Source organism: Chitinasiproducens palmae, from assembly GCF_900095735.1.
Classification (GTDB): Bacteria; Pseudomonadota; Gammaproteobacteria; order Burkholderiales; family Burkholderiaceae; genus Chitinasiproducens; species Chitinasiproducens palmae.
Genome location: NZ_FNLO01000002.1, coordinates 381288 through 401594 on the forward strand (window position 1 = coordinate 381288; position 20307 = coordinate 401594).

At 64.0% G+C, this 20307-nt stretch carries 16 protein-coding genes; 3 read left to right on the forward strand and 13 right to left on the reverse strand.

Annotated features, from left to right (window positions below; translation table 11 throughout):
- Positions 1 to 192 precede the first annotated feature (192 nt).
- Both BLU54_RS04775 and BLU54_RS04780 read left to right on the forward strand, forming a co-directional pair.
- On the forward strand, positions 193 to 1722 hold the full coding sequence (locus BLU54_RS04775) for an ABC transporter substrate-binding protein (RefSeq protein ID WP_235837791.1): 1530 nt from the start codon (positions 193 to 195) through the stop codon (positions 1720 to 1722).
- A 64-nt stretch (positions 1723 to 1786) separates the two neighbouring features.
- Positions 1787 to 2530, forward strand: a complete 744-nt coding sequence (locus BLU54_RS04780; protein WP_091905395.1) for a dienelactone hydrolase family protein — start codon at positions 1787 to 1789, stop codon at positions 2528 to 2530.
- 45 nt (positions 2531 to 2575) lie between these two features.
- On the opposite strand, the gene BLU54_RS04785 is transcribed toward BLU54_RS04780, so the two are convergent.
- The 11 genes from BLU54_RS04785 to BLU54_RS04835 all read right to left on the reverse strand — a co-directional run bounded on the left by BLU54_RS04785 (position 2576) and on the right by BLU54_RS04835 (position 17097).
- Positions 2576 to 4207, reverse strand: coding sequence for a rhodanese-like domain-containing protein (locus tag BLU54_RS04785; RefSeq protein WP_091905398.1), 1632 nt, complete (start codon positions 4205 to 4207; stop codon positions 2576 to 2578).
- 195 nt (positions 4208 to 4402) lie between these two features.
- Positions 4403 to 5020 carry a cysteine dioxygenase family protein gene (locus BLU54_RS04790; RefSeq protein ID WP_091905401.1) on the reverse strand — a complete coding sequence of 206 codons (618 nt, stop codon included), beginning with the start codon at positions 5018 to 5020 and terminating at the stop codon, positions 4403 to 4405.
- Positions 4998 to 6809 carry an ABC transporter ATP-binding protein gene (locus BLU54_RS04795; protein ID WP_091905406.1) on the reverse strand — a complete coding sequence of 604 codons (1812 nt, stop codon included), beginning with the start codon at positions 6807 to 6809 and terminating at the stop codon, positions 4998 to 5000. Before BLU54_RS04795 ends, BLU54_RS04790 begins: the two co-directional genes overlap by 23 nt.
- Entirely contained in the window at positions 6810 to 7793 is a 984-nt protein-coding gene (locus tag BLU54_RS04800; RefSeq protein ID WP_091905409.1) for an ABC transporter permease, read from the reverse strand. It lies immediately after the preceding gene.
- Between the two features lie 51 nt (positions 7794 to 7844).
- Positions 7845 to 8831 (reverse strand): ABC transporter permease, encoded by a 987-nt coding sequence (locus tag BLU54_RS04805; protein WP_091905412.1) that lies wholly within the window; start codon positions 8829 to 8831, stop codon positions 7845 to 7847.
- Between the two features lie 305 nt (positions 8832 to 9136).
- Positions 9137 to 10852: a rhodanese-like domain-containing protein gene (locus BLU54_RS04810; protein ID WP_091905415.1), complete on the reverse strand. Its 1716-nt coding sequence runs from the start codon at positions 10850 to 10852 to the stop codon at positions 9137 to 9139.
- Positions 10853 to 11225: 373 nt separating this feature from the next.
- Positions 11226 to 12566 (reverse strand): type II toxin-antitoxin system HipA family toxin, encoded by a 1341-nt coding sequence (locus tag BLU54_RS04815; RefSeq protein ID WP_091905419.1) that lies wholly within the window; start codon positions 12564 to 12566, stop codon positions 11226 to 11228.
- Between the two features lies 1 nt (position 12567).
- Positions 12568 to 12831: a helix-turn-helix domain-containing protein gene (locus tag BLU54_RS04820; protein ID WP_091905422.1), complete on the reverse strand. Its 264-nt coding sequence runs from the start codon at positions 12829 to 12831 to the stop codon at positions 12568 to 12570.
- Positions 12832 to 13183: 352 nt separating this feature from the next.
- Positions 13184 to 14530 carry a class-II fumarase/aspartase family protein gene (locus BLU54_RS04825; RefSeq protein WP_091905426.1) on the reverse strand — a complete coding sequence of 449 codons (1347 nt, stop codon included), beginning with the start codon at positions 14528 to 14530 and terminating at the stop codon, positions 13184 to 13186.
- A gap of 23 nt (positions 14531 to 14553) precedes the next feature.
- Positions 14554 to 15720, reverse strand: a complete 1167-nt coding sequence (locus BLU54_RS04830; protein ID WP_091905428.1) for an enolase C-terminal domain-like protein — start codon at positions 15718 to 15720, stop codon at positions 14554 to 14556.
- 30 nt (positions 15721 to 15750) lie between these two features.
- Positions 15751 to 17097: a cation:dicarboxylate symporter family transporter gene (locus tag BLU54_RS04835; protein ID WP_091905432.1), complete on the reverse strand. Its 1347-nt coding sequence runs from the start codon at positions 17095 to 17097 to the stop codon at positions 15751 to 15753.
- Between the two features lie 216 nt (positions 17098 to 17313).
- Here BLU54_RS04835 and BLU54_RS04840 point away from each other — a divergent pair, with 216 nt between their 5' ends.
- Complete coding sequence (locus BLU54_RS04840) at positions 17314 to 18039, forward strand: GntR family transcriptional regulator (protein ID WP_091905435.1); 726 nt, start codon at positions 17314 to 17316, stop codon at positions 18037 to 18039.
- A gap of 215 nt (positions 18040 to 18254) precedes the next feature.
- On the opposite strand, the gene BLU54_RS04845 is transcribed toward BLU54_RS04840, so the two are convergent.
- Together BLU54_RS04845 and BLU54_RS04850 are read right to left on the reverse strand one after the other, a co-directional pair.
- Positions 18255 to 19145, reverse strand: a complete 891-nt coding sequence (locus tag BLU54_RS04845) for a fumarylacetoacetate hydrolase family protein (RefSeq protein WP_091905438.1) — start codon at positions 19143 to 19145, stop codon at positions 18255 to 18257.
- A 58-nt stretch (positions 19146 to 19203) separates the two neighbouring features.
- A complete protein-coding gene (locus BLU54_RS04850; RefSeq protein ID WP_091905440.1) occupies positions 19204 to 20277 on the reverse strand; it encodes an amidohydrolase family protein in 1074 nt (357 codons plus the stop codon).
- Between the last annotated feature and the right edge of the window lie 30 nt (positions 20278 to 20307).

The window sequence follows — 20307 nt, forward strand, 5'->3', positions numbered from 1 at the left end:
GAATGGCCTGGCCTCGATTCAGGAAGCGCGTCGCGGCACGCCAGCCGACTCCGCGCTCAGCGCGACGCGATCGTCCCCGACCTATTTCCCGCCAACGCCATGCGCAACGATTCATACTCTCCGGTCATTCCTCGCTCCGCGACCACAGGGCGGGCTTGCCGGTTCAGGCCACTGCTCGCAGCGGTACTGACCGTGTTGACCGTCGCGAGCGCTCACGCTCAGCAACGGGGCGGGGTCCTGACCTCGCTCATCTATCCAGAGCCTGGTCAGTTGACGACGGCGTTCGACACGCAACTCGCCACCGGCGTCGTCTCGACCAATGTCTTCGACGGCTTGATCAGCTACGACGCGCAGGGAAACCCAGTGCCCTCGCTCGCGACCAGCTGGCAGACGAGCACGGATGGCAAGGCCATCACCTTCCATCTTCGGCAGGGCGTCAAATGGCACGACGGCAAGTCATTTACATCGGCCGACGTTCGCTACAGCGCGCTGGAAGTTTGGAAAAAGGTTCACCCGCGCGGCCGGGTGACGTTTGCCAATCTGGTGGACGTACAGACCCCGGATGCCAATACGGCCGTCTTTCAATTCGCTCACCCGTCGCCAGTGGTGATGAGCGTACTCAATGCGATGGAAGCGCCCGTCTTACCGGCGCATCTGTACAAGGGCACCGACGTGCTCGCAAATCCCTACAACCAGAAACCCGTGGGGACCGGTCCGTTCGTCTTTGAAAAGTGGCAGCACGGCGACTACGTTCAGCTCAAACGCAATCCGGCATATTGGGACAGTGGCAAGCCCTACGTCGACAGCCTGGTGTTCCGCATCATTCCCGACGCCGGCGCACGCGCGGCCATGCTGGAATCCGGCGAAGCGCAATATGCGCCTCATAGCCTCATTGCGCTGCAGGACATCGAGCGCCTGAAGGGAGAGAACCTCAAGGTAGAAACCAGGGGCTATGCCTGGAGCTCGCCGTTCCTGACGATGGAAGTGAACCTGCGCCATCCGATTCTGAAAAACCTGAAAGTCAGGCAAGCGCTCGCGCACGCGATCGACCGCGAGCAGCTCGTCAAAGTCATCTGGTTCGGACTCGGCAAGCCCGCGACCGGGCCAGTGCCGTCGTCGGTGGCGCGCTTCTATACGCCGGACGTTACACGTTATGCGTACGACCCGGCGGCGGCCAACAAGCTGCTTGACGAAGCCGGCTACCCGCGCAAGGCCAATGGTGTGCGCTTCACGCTGCGCGAAGACTACATGCCGTTCAACAACTTCGACCGCTCCGCCCAATTCATCAAACAGAATTTGAAGCGTGTCGGCATCGACGTAGTGGTACGCGCTCAGGACGTGGCCGGGCATCTGCGCAGCGTCTATGGCACGTACGACTATGACATCGACATCGCGCAATTTTCGTCGTTTCTCGACCCGCAAGTCGGCGTGGACCGCATCCTCTGGTCAAAGGCGATCAAGCCGGGTGTCCCGTTCGCCAACGCTTCCGGCTATACCAATCCGGTGGTCGATCAGGCCATCGAGGCCTCGCAGATAGAAGGCGACGGCGCGAAGCGCGTTGCCCAGTTCCACACCCTGCAACAGCAAACCCTGCGCGATTTGCCGATCCTGCCGCTCATGGAACTCCATCAGTTCACCGTCTACAGTCCGAAGCTGCACGGGGTCAACACGACGGTGGACGGCGCATTTTCCTCGCTCAAGGGTGCCTGGCTCGATCGCTAGTACGCCGCGTCCATCAAACCTTCCAGCAGGCGCCACGCGTCCGCGCGAAATTGGAGAAATCATCATGGGCTCTTTCATTCGCATCCCCGTTGCAGACGGCCAGTCCTATGAAGCCTGGCTGGAAACACCGCCGGCCGAACGCTTTGCAGGTCCCAGGCCGGCCGTCGTCATCCTGCCGGAGATCTACAACGTCAACGAATGGGCGCGCGGCGTTGCCCGCCGGTACGCTGAACAGGGCTATCTCGCGCTTGTCCCGGATCTGTTCTGGCGCCTGGAACCTGGGCGCTATCTACCCTATACGCCCGAAGCGCAGCAGGAAGGTCGAGCCTTGTACGCGCGGCTGGACGTCGAGGCCTCGGTGCGTGACATCGACAGTGCGCTGACCTGGCTACGCGGCCGATCGGACGCCAACGGCAAGGCCGGCGTAATCGGCTTTTGCCTCGGTGGTCAGCTCGCCTTCCTTTCGGGTGTCGAAGGCACGCCGGACGCGATCGTCTCGTATTACGGGACGGATCTGCAGAAGTTCCTGGATCGCGTTCCTCGCCTCCGCGTGCCGGCGCTGCTGCATTTCGGCGAGCGCGACACCCGCGTGCCGCCATCGATCGCGAGCGAGATCGAGCAGCACAAGACAGGCGGCCAGGACCTCATCACAGTAGTGCATCCCGATGCGCCACACGGCTTCAGCCGCAATGGCTACGTGCCTTTCAACGCCATCGCCGACGCGGCGGCGCAGACGCAGACCCTGGCCCTCCTGACACGCACCCTGGGCGATGCGAGCGCCAATACTTCGACACCGTCACGCAACTGATCGACGATGGGACAGCCGCAAGCCATGGTTGACGCAATCGTGGCATCAGAGATCGGCGCGTTCGAAGGCACCGATTTCGAGCGCCGAGCATTGGGCGACCAGATCCTGCTCCCAGGCGAGATAGGCGCGCGCCGCGTCGCGGTTGCCTGCATGGCGGTCGTGAGCGAAAAAGACGTAGTCGATCCGGGCGGCTTGGGCCAGTTCGCCAGTGCCTTCTGCAATCTGGAAGCCGGCCTCGCGCCAACGCGCAGGGTCGTGGCAGACGTGAACAATGTCGGCGTAGCCCGTATCGAGAAGATCGCGCGCAGCGAGACGGGCCACGTCCGCGTCGTCGCTGATCAATGCGATGCGATCGCCAAGCGTCGCGCCCCGCGCCTGCAAGGCCGCCACCAGACGAGGACGGATGGACCAGAATGCGCCTTTGACGTGAGCCGACAGCCAGGCGCTGCTCGAACGCAAGTCAACGAGGTGCGTCGCCGCCGATGCGCGGTCTCGCTGCCGCAGCGCGCTCGGCAATACGCTGCCGAGCACGAACGGCGCGCTCCCATCGGGTGGCAGCGCCGGGCCGACGATGCGGCGCGCCTGCTCGCATGCCATGGTGAACGCGTCGTGCCCCATCTGGCGCAGCCATGCCGCGATGACCGTCGCTCGGCTGCCGTCATCATCCACCACCACGATACGCGCCCCCCTGATCGCAACATACTGATCGGTGTTCTGTAGCAATTGTCCACCCGGCGCATGGCGCGCGACCCCAATGTTGTCGTGGCGATGCTCTTCGATGGTGCGAACGTCGAACACGTAGGTCGCCGCATACGCCCCGGACAACCAGCGCGACACGGTCGTCGCATCCACCGCTTGCACGCCATGGTGCCGGCCAAGACGTTGCGCACGGATTTGCGCCTTGCGCTGCGAATCCGCATCGACGCGCGACGGATAGAAGCGGTCGGCACCGTGTTCCAATGCGAAGTCCGCCAAGAACCACCCCTGCGTACCGTTTTCCAGCGCCAGCACTGGATTCGGGATGCCCAGGTCGATCAAGGTCTGTGCACCGATGATGCTGCGCGTTCTACCCGCGCAGTTGACGACAATCGGTGTCTCCTCATCATCGACAAGCTCGTCGATACGATATGCCAACTCGCCGTTTGGACAACACCTGGCCCCGGGAATGGTCATCCGCCGATACTCCTCCGGCGTGCGGCCGTCCAGCAGGAGCATGCGCTCACCCGCGTCCAGACGCGCTCGCAATGCGGTCGCCGTGATCTGGGGTGTGCGACAGCGGTGGTGAATCCATTCCCCAAACGTCTTCGACGGCACGTTGACGCCCTCGAAGAGCGTCAGGCCGGCTTGCGACGCGCCAACCACGCCCTCGTCGACGATCGCCACCGCGTGGTAGCCCAAGGTCGCCAATCGCCGGGCCGCCCGTTCAGCGACACCGTCGTTATCGTCGAGAAGAGCGATCGGAACATCGCGCGCCGGCAGTAGCCACGGCGCATCCAATTCCAGCCGGCTATACGGCAACGACGCGGCCATGAACGGATGTCCGGCGCCAAACTGCCCTGCTTCGCGTACATCGATCAACGCAAACGGTGTCGTGCCAGCGAGCCAATCGCTCAGCGTCGCGGCGTTGATACGAAGAATTGCACCGCTCGGCGATGTGCTGGGAGGAGAAGTCGTCATGGGTATCGGTGGATCGCTGCTCGCTTCGTCGCGTGGCGCCGCAACTCGTGCCGACGCGACGCACGCGGGATATGAATCGGCGGCGGATCGGAAGCGAATTGGAAAGGGACAGAAAGGGAGTCTCGCGGTGCAAACGGAGGCGAAGATTGGACGCTGACCGGGACATGAGGACCCGGCCAGCGCACGCGGCATGCTTCAGACCGGCGCAGGGCGCGCATTTTGATTCATGTGCGTTGCGTTGTACCTGACGATTCTGCCGGTCTCCAATTCAAAGCCAACGCGCTCGGTCAGTTTATCCAGCGCACGCCCGTACAGGTGGAAGTGGCGCGTGGGCTGCTCGCCGAACACATGAATACTGTGGATGTCGTCGGGCAGAAAGGCGATCGGCTGTCCCGGCTTGACCGCGACTTCGCGGGCCAGGCGAAGCGCCGCGTGCTCAGGATCGTGCCGGTCGTCGGTCCGCTCGTAGACACGATTCAACTCCTCCCCTTCGATTGCGACGACGACGGCCCAAGTGTCGTGATTATGCGGAATTGTCGTCTTGCCGGGCAGGATCGAATTGAGATAGAGCGCCATGCCGCTCTCGTCCTCGGCGTTAAGTCGATAACGGGTCGACGTGTGCGGACCGCCGCGGGCGGGCGGAGGGAAGTCTTCGCTCGGGAACAGCTCTGTATGCGCGGCGAGTTCGACGACGCGCGCCGCGATGTCGGCGAGCGACGCGCGGTTGATGCCTTGGCTGGCGTTGATCCGGCGGATCTCGGCGAGCGTCGTGTTGATGGCCTCGTTGCGTTCAGCCTTGATGTTGCGCGACATGCTCCGCCTCCTGGAAGTTGCGGACGGTATCATCGACGCGACGCGTCGACACTGTGGGAATCGTGGCGCTTGCCGGTGAGCTTGCTTGCGCGGCCATCACGTTGTGCCGCCCCGGCACCGCGTCCAACAACGCCTTCGTGTAAGGATGGCTCGGTTCGCGCCACAGGTTCGGATAGCCTCCCGTTTCGACGATCCTGCCGCGTTGCATCACATGCACGCGGTCGGTGACATAACGAACGACGGAAAGGTCGTGGGAGATGAACAGGTACGACAGCGCCAATTCCTCCCGCAAGGCGACGAGTAGATTGAGAATCTGGGCCTGGATCGACACGTCGAGGGCCGATACCGGCTCGTCGCAGACGACCAGCTCCGGTTCGACGATCAACGCACGAGCAATGCCGATTCTTTGCCGTTGCCCGCCTGAAAACTCATGCGGGAAGCGGCCCGCAGCAGTTTGGGGAAGGCCGACCTGGTCGAGCATCGTTGCGATGCGCCGCGCCCGCAGCGCCCGCGCCGCCATGCCGTTGACCGCGAGCGTCGTATCGAGAATGTCGCCAACGGTGCGCCGCGGGTTCAGTGAGGCGTAGGGGTCCTGGAACACCATCTGCACGCGGCGGCGCAACGGGCGCAACGCGCGCTCACGCGCCGAGGTGATGTCTTGGCCATCGAGCAGGATTTGTCCGCTTGTCGCCGGGACCAGGCGCATGATCGCGCGCGACAGGCTGGACTTGCCGCAGCCCGACTCCCCAACCAGCCCTACTGTTTCGCCGCGTCGGATCGTCAGCGACACGCCGTCGACCGCGTGCAACGCCGCCGCGGCGCCGCGCTCGGCATAGTGCACGTGCAGGTCGCGCACTTCCAGCAGCGGCGCCGCGACCGGCGCTTCAGCCGGCGGCATCGCGTGCGCGGCGATGGCTCGCGCCCGGCGCGGCACCACCATGATCTTGCGAGCCCCGTCAGCGTCGGCCTCCCGACGAAGCTCGGGAAGGCTGGCGCTTCGGTAATGCATGTCCTCGTCGAGTCCAAGCGACGCGTCGAGCAGCGCCCGCGTGTACAGATGAGCGGGCGCAGCGAACAACGACCGCGTGTCTCCTGAGTCGACCTTCTCACCGTCGAGCATCACGATGACACGATCGGCATGTCCGGCGACCAGACCGAGATCATGCGTGACCAACAGCAATGCCATCGACAGTTCCCGGCGCAGCGTGTCAAGCAGATCGAGAATGCGTGCCTGGATCGTGGCGTCGAGCGCGGTCGTCGGTTCGTCCGCAATCAGCAGCCGCGGCCGGCACGCCACCGCGATTGCAATCATCACCCGCTGTCGCTGTCCTCCCGACAACTCATGCGGGAAACTGTGAACGCGCCGTTGCGGTTCGCGGATGCGGACGAGATCGAGCAACTCCACGGCTCGTTGTCGAGCCGACGCGCTGGACATCGATTCGTGTTCACGCAACGCTTCGGTAATCTGGACGCCCACCGGCAGGACTGGATTGAGCGACGTCATCGGCTCCTGGAAGATCATCGACATCTCCCGGCCACGGAGCCCGCGCATCACACGCGGCGCCATGCCGACCAATTCGCGGCCAGCCAAGCGGATGCTGCCGCTCAGCGTCGCGCTGGCCGGAAGGAGTTGCATCAGCGAGAGTGCAGTGGCGGATTTTCCCGAGCCGGATTCACCCACCAATGCGAGCGTCTCGCCCGCAGCCAGATTGAAGTCAAGACCGCGTACGGCGTCGTGCGCGCCAAAGCGCACGCACAGATCGCGGACTTCGAGCAGGTCAGTGGCCATTCAGTGCAGTTCCCGACGTTGACCCAGGCGGGGGTTGAGCAGGTCGTTGAGCCCGTCGCCGAGGAGGTTCAACGCCAACACTGCGAGGACGATGGCCGCGCCGGGGATGGCCGTCAGATACCAGGCCGTGCGCAGCGATTGGCGGCCCGCGCCGATCATCGCGCCCCAACTCTGCACGTTGGGGTCGCCAAGTCCGAGGAAAGAAAGCGACGACTCGAGCAGAATCGCGGTCGCGACCATCACGGAGGCCGTCACCACGACCGGCGGCAGCGCATTCGGCAAGATTTCGCCGAAGATCAATCTCGCATTGCCGAAACCCTGCGTGCGCGCGGCGAGTACGAAGTCGGCATGGCGCAAGGTGCGAAACTCAGCCCGAACGATGCGCGCTACCATCGGCCACGAAGCAAGCCCGATCGCGAAAGCGATCACCGTGACGTCCGGGTGCCCGATCGCCACGATCACAACCACCAGCAGGAAGGACGGGATGGTCTGAAACAACTCGGTGACGCGCACCATAGCAGTATCGATCAACCCGCCAAAGAACCCGCCGAGTGCGCCGACCAGCGTACCGATCAGCAAGCCGATGCAGGTGGCAGAAAACCCGATCAACAGCGACACGCGAGCACCATGGGCCACGCCCGCAGCCACGTCCCGGCCCATCGAGTCGGTGCCAAGCCAGTAATGTGGATCGGTCCCCGGCCACTGGAATGGTGCAGCAACCATGTCGAGCGGATCACCGGGGAAAAGCGTGCCCGCGAACACGGCCAGAAGAACAATCGCCAGCAGCAGCAGGACACCGGTGGCTGCGGTCGGGTTGTGGACGAACGCGCGTGCCGCGCGCATCGGCAAGCGGCGAGCCCAGCCGTTCGCGCGTGCGGACGCAGCCAGCCGTTCAGCACGCGCCGTGGCGCAGGCGTTGTCGAGCCCATGCGCGCGGGGCGGCACTTCGCTTGCCGTCAGACTTTCAGAGGATTCAGGGGGCATCAAAATGTTCTTCCCGATAGGAGGCACCGTGACTGCAACGCCATCGCGCGTTCAGCGAATACGGGGATCCAGCCAAGACTGCACCAGATCGACCAGGAGGTTGGCTGCCATGACCAGAAGGGAGGACAGCAACAGCACACCGAGCAGGACGTTGAAGTCGCGCGCAATCACCGCGTCGAGTGCGAGGCGACCCAGGCCAGGCCAGCTGAACACTGTCTCGGTCACCGCCGCGCCGCCGAGCAGCGTGCCGAAATGCAGTCCGGCGAGCGTCGTCAACGGCAACAGCGCGTTGCGCAGGACGTGGCGGAAGCCGACGCGCAGCGGCGACAAGCCTTTCGCGTGCGCGGTGCGAACAAAGTCTTGCTGCTGCACTTCGAGCATTGCGGCGCGCGTGAGGCGTGCATAGATCGCAACAAAAAACGTGGACAGCGTGAGCGCGGGCAGCGCCAGATGCTTCAACACATCCAACAGGTAGGCGAAGCCGTGCGCCGGCACACCGATCGTGAGGTTGCCGCCGCTAGGCAGCCAACCGAGGCGAACCGAAAACAGCACGATTGCGAGCAAGCCGATCCAGAAGCCCGGGGTTGAATACAAAACGAGTGCTGTCACCGACAGAACCCGGTCGGGCCACCTGCCGGCCCAGTGCGCCATCACCGCACCGGCAGCGATGCCGACGACCATCGCGAAAAGCAGCGCGGCCGCCATCAGCAACAATGTGTTCGGAAGGCGCGACAGGATCAAGGTCGTCACCGGCGCACCGAAGCGCGCGGAGTTTCCCAGATCGAAGTGCGCCAGCCCGTTCAGATAGTTCCCCAACTGATGAAGCAGGGACTGATCGAGGCCGAAGCGGGCTCGCAAGGCGTGCATCGTTTCCGCGGTGGCCGCTCCGGACTCGCCGGCGATGGCTTCGGCTGCGTCGCCAGGCAGCAGGCGCAGCAACAGAAAATTGAAAATGACGATGCCGACCACGGCCGGCAGCAGTTGCCAAGCCGTGCGGTATGTCCATTTGAGAAACAAGGCGCGGCGCTTCAATTGCATGCTCCTGTCATGACGTGGTGACTGCCGCCCGCTGCGCTTGAATGCGCAGCGGTTCTGGGCAACTTCCGGGCAACTTCCGGGCAACTTCCAGGCAACCTCCGGACACTTTCCGACCCGCGCGATGCGCACACCGGCCCTGCAAGCGTGATTCCAGACGGGCGCGGCAGGTCCGCTGGGAGACGGGCCGCCGAACTGTGCGCGCAAGTTGGAACAAGCGGCCGCTGAGCGGAACCGGCTCGACGCGATGCGCGGCGCGCGATGGACCGCGACCGTCGTCGCCGACGCGAGGCCGCACATGCGCGACATCACCTGGTCCGCGCCGGCCCGTCGCACGCGGTGACGCTCGCCATACCAGGCCAACCGGGGAAAGGCTCGCCGCATTGCGCGATCCTGGCCAGCAGCCCGTGCTCCCATGCCAGGTATGCGCGCATCGCCGCGGCGTCGCCGTGACGGCGCGAGCGCAGCCATTGCAGCCAGTCGATGCGACGCGCAGGATCTATCGCGCCGGGCTGCGCGGCCGATGCGGGCAGGCCGGCTTCAAGCCATTGCGGCATGCCGCCGGCCACCACCGCGACGCGGTCAACGGCATCGACGCGGCGCGACGAGTCAACGAGGTCGACAGCAGCGAGATGCGCGGCAGCGGTATCGCTCGAAAACAGAACGAGCGCCCGACCGGTCTCTAGGGCGTCGACCAGATGCGCGATATCTGTACGATTTGACCATTCGAAGCCGTCAGGATGGCAGGCTAAATAATCCGCGCTCGGGTCGAAAGAGATGCCCTTTGCGCCGGCTTCGATACGCCTGACTGCCTCGGCGGGCGTTATCTCTGCGACCTGTTTCGGAATGGGGGCACGCTGGCGATGCACATAAGCGGCTGCGTCCGGGTCAGGTGGCGTCGACGGCGCATCGCCGTCGGTGCCGCTGTCGCCGCTGCCATCGCCGGACTCGGATAAGTGCTCGACCGTCAGTACATAGGCATCCCAGCCCATCTGTCGTAGACGCAGCGCCGTCGGCGTGGCGCGAATGCCATCGTCGTCCACCAGGACGACGCGCGCGCCGCGCGTCGCCAACCAACGGTCGGTGGCCTGCACCAGCTGACCGCCGGGCGCACTGCGCGCATGCCGGTAATGACCGCGCGCGTGCTCCCGGGCGGTTCGCACGTCCAGCAGGTAGGTCGTTCGTCCGGTCCTGTCGCTCAACCACTCGGACACTTGCCGATCATCTGTCGACGGCACCAGGAACGCGTCACGGATGCGCCGCGCCCAGGCCGACGCGCGCGGCGCATGGTCGGCTTGTACTGGCACGCCTTGCGTCTGCGCGCCGGTTTCGAACTCGAAGCCGGCCAACTGCCAACCGTGATTGCCGTTTTCCAGCGCGACGACCTGATTCGGTACGCCGGCATCGATCAGCGTTTGCGCGCCCACAATCCCCCGTGTACGACCGCCGCAGGCCACGACAACCAGTGCCGCGGGATCGCGCACATGCCAGTCGAAAACGCGCAGCAGCTCTTGCCCAGGTGCACTCGCTGCGCCCGGTACGTGCCGAGCCGCATGTTCGGCTGGGGCCCGTGGATCGAGAATGACCGTTGCCTGCTTCGCGAGTCGCCGCTCGTGCAATGCCACGGCCGTGATCGAAGGTGTCGCGCAGGCCCGTTCGAGCCACTCGCCGAACGCCTTGCTGAGCACATGCACGCCGTCGAATAATGAGAATCCGCGCGCTTCCCAGGCGGCGATCCCGCCATCGAGAATGGAAAGGTCGGTATACCCGAGCGCTGCGAGTCGCGAGGCCGCGCGCCGTCCGATGCCGCCACCGTGGTCGATCAAGACGATTGGCGTGCTCAGCCGAGGCACGAGCGGACCAATGAATATCTCGATCTGACTGTAGGGCACGTTGACCGCGTGCAGCAGATGCCGCTCGGCGAACTGCCCCTCCTCGGCAACGTCGAGGATCGCCAGCTCGGGCGGCGGATGGTCAAGAAGCGCGCGCAAGCTGAGCGGCGAGATACGTAAAGGTTGGGTCATCGGAGCATCGCGGCCCGTATCGCACAGGCACTACCTGGAACGAGGCGATTCTAAGAAACGAAGCCGCTCGCTCTAAGCGCGAAAAGTCGATAACCAAAGCAGGAAACGGACGATGCCCGAGCGCTCCGTGCCCGTCGAGCGACGCATGAGCGCGCAGCCCTTGTTCCGTATGGCGCCCGTGCCAGCCGTGCCGGCAGTCGGACCCGGCGGCGGCAGCGCCACGTATCACGTGCGCTTATGCTTTGTTGCGCGGCGCTTGAACCTTCGCAGCAATCGCGACGCGACCGGCGCCATTGCCGGTGCACTTCCCGGCGCCGGAAACGCGTCAGACGCTCGGGCGCGGCGTAACAGCGTCAGCCTGCTCTTCGCCCGCTTACGGCGGCATCCCGCCGAGTGTTCTGGCCGCCCGCTCAAGCCCGCCCAGGATGGCATCGCGAACACGCGGGCAAAAGTCGCTTGGCAAGTCCGCTTGCACTTCCGCAATGGCCGCTGGAGTACGCGCAAGAAGTTCTTCGATGATCGGCTCGGCGTTCGATGCATAGCCAACTTTCTGCGCGGTGGTGTTGAAGTGCCTGCGCTGGATCGCGTGCATGTCGTAGTGCCGATTCTTGCCGAGCAAGGCCATTGCCGACTTCACCTCGTACGGTGACCACTGGTTGGGACCATCGCCCAGTACCGGATAGACCGACATCACGTCGTACAAAGGGGTCAACTGAAACCGGCCACCTGGCAGAAGTTGGATGCTGAAGTTTTTGGCATGGCCGTCAGGCGCCCGTAGCAGCCAGAACAGCACCTGCGCGGCCATCAACGTCCTCATGTCAGCTTCCGCGTTCACCGATTGCCGCAGTGTGCGGAACAGGGCCTTGAGCCCCGGACCGCCTTCATTCTCGTACTTGCGCAATGGCGAGCAGCCTTCGACCTGACAGAAGTCTTCCTGCGGCAAACGCATGAGCCACTGCCCATTGGAGGCGATGCGCCGGTCGAAGCGCTCCACCACCAGTACGCGCTGCCCGCCAAAGGTTGCGATCTGCGCGTCAGCCACGGGCAACTTGTAGGCTTTCAAGAGCCGCAAGCACAGCCATTCGTTGTCGACGGAGGTGCTGAAATCCGCTCGCCGTCCGCCCATCAAGCCGAGCGGAAGTTTGAAGATATGGCTGGTCGGCGTGGCGCCACGCGGCGCGAGCCATTGCCCGCCAAATCGCAGGAAAGCTGTCTTCTCCTGCGCACCGGCCAGCGAAATGCGGAAGTCCGCCTCCGGATCTGCGCCCGTCGCGAAGGCCTGCGGCGAAACGATTTCGACGAGGTGCCGCTCGATGTCGTCTTCCGACAGGGGCACGCCCTCGATCCGGTCGAAGTTGGCGGGCGCCTCGTCCTCGCCCAGAATCTGCACGGCGCCCACGCAATCGCGCCCGATGGCCTTCAGCAAGTCGAACGGCTCGGTCGACCCTGTTTTGAATCGCGCGGCCACGCGGCGGCGGATCGCATCGCTGTCCGGGAGCAGATTGTCGAAGTAGTGGGCGACCCTGTCGCCCTCGACGGGCCGGTTCGCCAAATTGAACGGTAGCGACAGGGACAGCGGCCGGCCGACATCGGCAGCAAGCCAATCCGCGTCGTACTGCAGTTCCATTCCCCCGCGAGCGGGAATCGTCCATCGGCCAACGCGGACACCGTTAGCCCAGATGGACAGGCTGCGGCTATGCGATCGTCGTCCCATCTCACCAGTCCGCGGTCGGCGTCGACGGCACCCCAGCCTTGCTCCGGCTCCCCACCGCCAGCTCCAGGCCGAGCACTGCACACCATGCAAGCAGTTGTGCGACGCTGAGCTCTTGCGCATTGAGCTCCAGATGGGACACCCGCGACTGGCTCAAGCCGAGACGCGCAGCCAGCGCCGACTGCGTCAGCCCCTGGGCTTTGCGGGCCGCCTGCAACGTCGAGCCGAGCTGGACGCTGGTGAGAAGAGCGTACGAGGTCAGCGACATGGCGATTACCCGAAACTCAGATAAAGGCAATTTAGCTGATAATCAGATAATCGTCAATTATCTGAAATTCAACTAAAAGACACTGTACATGCCAGCTACCTGCCGCTGGGTGGCGCTGAAGGATCCGAATCCAAGCAGTCGAACGTCGCTGGGCGCCTGCATCGACATGAAACGTGTGCGCCATGCGCCACGTGCCGCCAGTCGATGCACTCCGGCTGATCCAGGCGCCCGCCGCAGAGGTGCATGTGACCATGCCTCTGCCCACGCGCGGCGCAGAACCGCCATCCAAGGATCTTCCGTCATGCCCTGCTGTGATACGTGGACCGATCGGCAACCTGTACGACGAAGCGCCCTAACACTGACCTCCCACCTTTCTCGCCATAAGCGCGGCGGCGCCGAGATAGTTCGCCGGATCGGTCAACGAGCGAAGCTGCGCATCCTCAAGCCGAGCGCGAATCTGCGCGTTCTCCTTCAGCACGTCGTACAGCGTACGGCCGTTCTCGATCGCGGTTCGGCACGCATCGTAGACCACATCATGCGCATGTTGACGGCCGATCGCCGGCGCGAGTCCCATCATCACCGCTTCGGCGACGATCAGCCCCCCGGTCAGATCGAGATTGCGGCGCATCCGTTCGGCGTCGACCTGCAGACCGCGCAACATGAAGTTCGCCTGATGTAGCGCGCTCGCGGCCAACAGGAAACTCTCCGGCACCGCGCTCCATTCGAGATGCCAAGGGCCGGTCGCACGCTCGAAATCGTGCATCGTCGCGTCGAGCATCAGCGCGGCGCGCTCGCGCAGCATCTTCGCGGCGGCGAACATCAGCTCGCTTGAAATCGGATTGCGCTTCTGCGGCATCGTCGAGCTCGCGCCGCGACCGGGCACGAACGGCTCGGCGACCTCGCCGAACTCGGAGGCGGCCATCATCATCACGTCGAGGGCGATTTTGCCGAGTGAGCCGCCGAGGTTGGCCAGCAGCGAGACCAGCTCGCACAGGCCGTCGCGCGCCACGTGCCAGGTAATCTCCGGATCGCGCAGGCCGAGCTCGTCCGCGAACAACTTGCGGGTTTCGAGCGCGCGCTCGGGATCGCCGAGCGAGGCGAGCGTGCCCGCTGCACCGCCGAACTCGACCATCAGCGCGCGCGCCTTCGCCTGCGCCAGCCGTTCCGCATGACGGTTCAATGCCGACAGCCACACCGCGGCGCGGAAGCCGAACGTCACCGGCAGCGCATGCTGCAAGTGCGTGCGTCCGGCGGTGACCGTATCCGCGTGTTTCACCGCGAGTTCACGCAGGGCCGCGCGCACCTCGTCGAGTTGCTTCTCGACGATCGCGACGCCCTGCGCGCACTGCAGCATCGTGGCCGTGTCCATGATGTCCTGCGTCGTCGCGCCCCAGTGCAGATAGCCGCCCGCGTCGCCGCACATCTCGCTGATCTGTTTGACGAGCGGCAGAATCGGATAGCCGACGATCTCCGTTTCATGGCGCAAGCGTTCGAGATCGAGCTTGCCGAAATCGGCGTACGCAGTTATGTCGCGCGCCGCCACCTCGGGAATCAAGCCTGCTTTCGCCTGCGCGCGGGCGAGCGCCGTTTCCGCGTCGATGCAGCGTTTGAGATAGGCCTCGTCCGAGAACACGTCGCGCATCTCGGGCGTGCCGAACATGTCGCGAAAGAGTGCCGAGTCGAAAACAGTCGTTGCCATTGCTGAGTCCTTGTTCGATTCATTCAGTCGGCCAGACGCGCCAGCCAAGGCCGCAAACCGTCCTTTTCCTCCAGGCCGAAGCCCGGCGCGTCGGTCGGACTCACCCGTCCGCCGCCAATGCCGCAGCCCGGCGGATAGCCGCCGAACGGTTGGAACACGCCCGGATACGCCTCGCAGCCGCCAAGTTCGAGACCGACCGCGATATGCAGATTGATCAGATGCCCGCCATGAGGATGCACGTCCACGCGATCGAAGCCATGCGCTTCGAGCACGTCGATCATGCGTGCGTACTCGGTGAGGCCGTAAGCGAGGCCCGGGTCCATCTGGAAGTAATCCTTGCCTGGACGCATGCCGCCGTACATCGCCAGGTTCGTCACGTCCTGCACGGAGAACAGGTTCTCGCCGGTTGCGATACGTCCCGCGTAAGCCTGCGCGACCTGTCGGTTCAGATCGAAGTCGAGCGGATCGCCGATCTCCTCGTACCAGCGCAGATCGAACGGCGTGATCGCCTCGGCATAAGCCAGCGCGACGGGCAGATCGAAGCGGCCGTTGGCATCGACGGAGAGCTTCTGCCCTTCCCTCGCCACCGTAAGCGCCGCTTCGATGCGGGCCAGATCGGTAGGCAGGTCCGCGCCGCCGATTTTCATCTTGAACGCGTCGAAGCCCATGTCACGATAACGCGTGAACTCGTCGACCAAACGCTGCGTGCTGTCTTCGGGATAGTAGTAGCCACCCGCCGCGTACACATTGACGCCGTCGCGCTTGCCTTGCCGGCCATGGTGCCGCGCAATGGTGACGTGCGCCGGCTCGTCGAGCAGCTTCGCGTTGAGATCCCACACAGCCAGTTCGATCGCACCGGCCGCGGCTGCCCGGTCACCGTGGCCGCCCGGTTTCTCGTTGCGCATCACGGTCGCGAGCACCTTGCCGGCATCGAACAGTTCGCCCGATGCGTCGAGCAGGCTTTCCGGCTGTGCCGCTTCGAGACGCGGAATCATCCGCTCACGCAGGATGCCGCCCTGCGCGAAGCGGCCGATCGAATCGAACGCATAGCCAATGACCGGCCGGCCGTTGCGCACCACATCGGTTTCGAGAGCGACCAGCGAGATGGTGTGCTCCGCGAAGTTGACGAAAGCATTAGCCACGTTGCCCTCGAGGGGGACAGTGATTTCCTTGACGGACGTGATACGCATCGCTCTTTCCTTTTTCCTCGATGTCTTGGATCAGATGACCTTGCCGGGTGCTGCACCGAACACACGCTGGTACTCGGCGCGCGCGGCGTTCTCGTCGAACTCGCCGGTCGATCTGGAGATGACCAACGCGGCGACGGCGTTGCCCATCGCATTGCAGATACAAACCGCCTGCGACGTGAAACGGTTGATGCCGAACAGGATTGGCAGCCCTTCGAGCGGCAGGATGCCGGAGGCCGTGACGGTGGCCGCGAACACGATGAATGTGCCGCCGGATACGGTTGCCGCGCCCTTCGAGGTGATCAGCATGAGCGCAAGCAAGCCCAGCTGCTGATGCAAGTCGAGCGGCACGCCATACGCATTGGCGAGGAACAGCGTGCACAGCGCCATGTAGACGGAGGTGCCATCGAGGTTGAATGCATAACCGGTCGGCAGCACAAGGCCAGTCGACTGGCGCGAGCAACCAAGCCGTTCGAGCTTTTCGAACAAGCGCGGCAGCGCGCTCTCCGACGAAGCGGTCGCGAACAACAGGAATATCTCGTCCTTGAAGTAGCGCAGGAAGCGGAAGATGTTGAAGCCATAGAAGCGCAGGATCACGCCGAACACGACAACGACGATCAGTGCGAGCGTCAGATACATCACGAGCAGCAGATAGCCCAGCGAGATCACCGCGTTCATGCCGCTACTGCCGATCGCGAATGCGATCGACCCGAATGCGCCCAACGGCGCGAACTTCATGATGACGTCGACGAACTTGAAGAAACATTCCGACATGCGCGTAAGGCCGCCTTCGACGCTGGTGCGGGTGTCCTTGTTCAGCATGAGAAGCGCTGCGCCGAAGCCGATCGAGATCACCAGCACCTGCAACAGCGAGCCGTTGGCGAACGCGCCAACGAAGTTGTCGGGAAACAGGGTCAGCAGGAAATGTTCGAACGATGCCGGGCCGGCCTTGCCATACTGCGCGTGAGCGGCGGCAGCGGCTTCGGCGCTCTGCGTCAGGTGCATGCCGGCGCCGACGCCGGACAGGTTCGCGACCACCATGCTGATGGCAAGCGCAACCGTAGAGACGATCTCGAAGTAGATGAGCGCGCGCAATCCGATGCGTCCAACGTTTTTCAGATCGCCCGCTGCTGCGATGCCCAGCACCACGTTCAGGAATACCAGCGGCGCGACGATCATCTTGATGAGTCGCAAAAAGATATCGCCGAGCACTTTCATGTCGATGGCGAGCTTCGGCGCGATGAAGCCGAGCGCCACGCCCGCCACGATGCCAACGACGATCTGCACTCCCAGCCGCGCATAGATCGGCGGCTTCTTGCGCTCGGCGGTTGCCGCCGCGTGTGCCTCGTGCCGAGTCGCGCTTTCGCCCTGTAGAGCCATGCCTTTGTCTCCCGGAGCAGGCGCTCCATGATGTCGAACGGTTTATAATATGTCCGTACTTTATAAATATGTACGGACTATATTTTCCAGTCTGGACACGGTCAACCTCGGGTTTACACGAACAACTGCGCTTTGCAGAGTGGCTGCTAGGCGGATAGCATGAGCGCGCCGCGGCATAATCGCGCGCTCCCGGCAATGCAGTGAGGAACAGTCCCGATGAAACCGCGTTACGCCGAACTGGCTGACAAGCTCATACAGGCGATTGGAGATGGCACGTTCCAAGTCGGCTCGGCGCTGCCCAGCGAAGTCGACTTATCCACGCAGTACGGCGTCAGCCGTGCGACGGTGCGCTCCGCGCTGGAACGCGTGCAGGAACTCGGGCTGATTTCGCGCCGAAAACGCGCGGGCATCCGCGTCGAGGCAAGCAAGCCGCGCGTGGCGTTCGAACAGTCGATGTCGAGCGTCGAAGATTTGATCCAGTTCGCGGTGGTGACCGAGCGGCACGTGCAGTCGGTCACGGAAATATCGGCAAGTCCACCGCTGGCGGAGCAACTGGGTGTGGCGACCGGTTCGCGCTGGCTGCGCACCGAGATGCTGCGCGTCGATCCCGCCAAGCCGGACAAGCCGATCTGTTGGACCGACGTCTACCTCGAACCGCTGATCGGCACAGGTATCAAAAAGGAGCTCCGCAAGAGCTCAGGCTTGATCTGCGAAATGGTCGAACAGCGCTTCGGGCGCGTCGTACGCGAGGTGCGGCAGGAGATACGCGCAGTCGGCATTCCGGCGCGGCTCGCGAAACCGCTGGGCGCCGAAGCCGATGGGCACGCGCTGGAAATCACGCGTCATTATGTCGATGAGCGCGGCGTGGTATTCGAGGCGACCGTGAGCGTGTTTCCGGCGGATCGCTTCACTTACGCGTTCCAACTGCGGCGGCAAGAGTGAAAGGCAGGCGGTTTCTGCGCTGCCGGCACCACTGAGGTCGCGAAGTGGTCCACCAGCATCGCGTGTCACGGTCGCGACCCAATGCCGCTTCATTTGAAGCACCGCCACGCATCGCGATCGCGCATCCAGACAGCGCAGCGGTTACAAAGTGATCGGCCCTGCGGCACGCCCCGGGGTGACGCGCATCGCGCGACGCTGGTTGCCTCTGGCGGTTGCTAGAACGGTCGCGGGCTCACCACGTCGGCGCTATGCACCCGCAGGCTCATCTGCCCGATTCGGTCGATCTCGATGCTCACTTCGTCCCCGACAGTCAACGGTCCCACGCCCTCGGGGGTGCCAGTGGCGATCACATCTCCCGGCGACAGCGGCAGCACTGACGACACCAGCTCGATCAGCTCCGCGATGCCGACGATCATGTCAGCCGTATTTGCGTCCTGCCGCACTTCGCCATTCACGCTCAATCGGTTGCGGAGCGCATGAGGCTCCGGCACCTCGTCGGCCGTGACAAGGTACGGTCCAAGCGGCGTGAAGCTCGCAAAAGACTTGCGCATCGTACGCTCTTCCTCCCCGCTGCCGGGTTCGATACGCATCGTGCCATCGATCAGGCAACTGTAGCCGAACACATGCTTCATCGCGTCGTCTCGATGGATGTTGCGGCCCCCCTGGCCCACGATGACGGCAAGCTCCGACTCGTGATCGAAACGCCGCAGCGAGTTGCGTGGCAACTCGATGCGTGCGCCGGGCCCGATGATCGAACCCGGTGCCTTCAAGAAGAAACCCTGCTCGCGAGCCGTGCGTCCCTTGCTGACCGAACGCGCGCCCAGTTCGTGCAGATGCTTTCGGTAGTTTGCGGGCGCCGCGAAGATATGCGGGGGAGCAGGAACCGGAGCAAGTAGCGTCACGTCATCGATCGCACTGGCCATTACACTATCGTCCGCCCCCCTGTCACGGATTGGCGCTTCATAATCGGTCCAATGCGCAATCAGCCAGTTCATGCGTTGCGCGGGAACCAGATTCAGTTCGCTCGGCAGCACGCCGGTCACGTCCCGCAGCACGTGCCCCGCGACCACGCCTATCCTGAAATCGTTGAAAACGGCCAGTTTCATGAATTATCCTTGCTCGGTCGGCTTGGTATCGGTCGGCACGGTAGCGATCGGCTTCGCATCAAGCCGCCTGCCCGAGTGATTCGGGCAGACGATAGACATGTACCGCGGTGCCCGCGAAGAGGCTGGCTTTCTCGCTTTCGGAAAAGCCCGCGGCGAGGCGCTTGAACGTGTTCCACATCACGCGGTAAGAGCAACACGCCTTGTCTACCGGGAAGTTGCTCTCGAAGATGCAACGCGACGGACCAAACGCTTCCACGCAGACCTCGAAGCCCGGGCGGAAGGCCTGCGCCAATTCCTCGGAGGTCGGCGGCAAGTCCCGATCCATGAAATCGAAGCCCGGTAGGCGCATGCCGATTCCGCCGATCTTCATGAACACATTGTCGCGCTCTGCAAGCCGGCGAATCGACGACGCCCACTCCGCGAACACCTCATCCTTGCGCGATGCGTATGGGCCGAGCCCAGCGCGGCCGCCCATGTGATTGACGACGATTCGGGTGTCCGGGAAGGCATCGACCAACGCCAGCAACTGCGCAAGCTGCGGATGGTAGACCCACGCGTCGAAGCTCAAGTCGAGTGGCGCAAGGGCCTTGAAGCCTGCGCGGAACTGCGGATGTTCGAGCAGATTGCGCTCGGGCGGCCGAGCGAGCGTGCTGACCTCCGGGCTCGCATCCCACGCCGCCATCTGGCGGATGCCACGAAAACGATCCGGCGCGCGTGCCACGCAAGCCGATAGAACTTCCGCGGCGCCGGCACCCTGTGTCAGGTCGACCTTGCCAACGATGCCGGCGCACACGCGGATCGGCCCGTACACACCGCTGGCACTCATCGCGCCGATGCCATTGGCGAACTCCACCTGCCCGATGCAGGCCGTCGCCGGATCGCCATCCGCGCGATACATCGACGTGCATTCCGCGAAGATGGTGCCACGAACCAGATGGCCGCTTTCATTGATGTCCTGCAGGATCTCGGGCAGCAGGTACAGGCTGACCGGCCGTCTGTCCCACAGGTGATGATGCGCATCGACAATCGGGATGTGCGGCTCCAGCACCTCTTCGGTGCGTAAGCCGAGCCATTCGGTATCGACGAAATGATGAGGCGGCGCGCCTCGCCTCGGCTTGTAGTTCACATCCATCGTCCTTGTCTCCTGGTGCTTTGAGCTGTT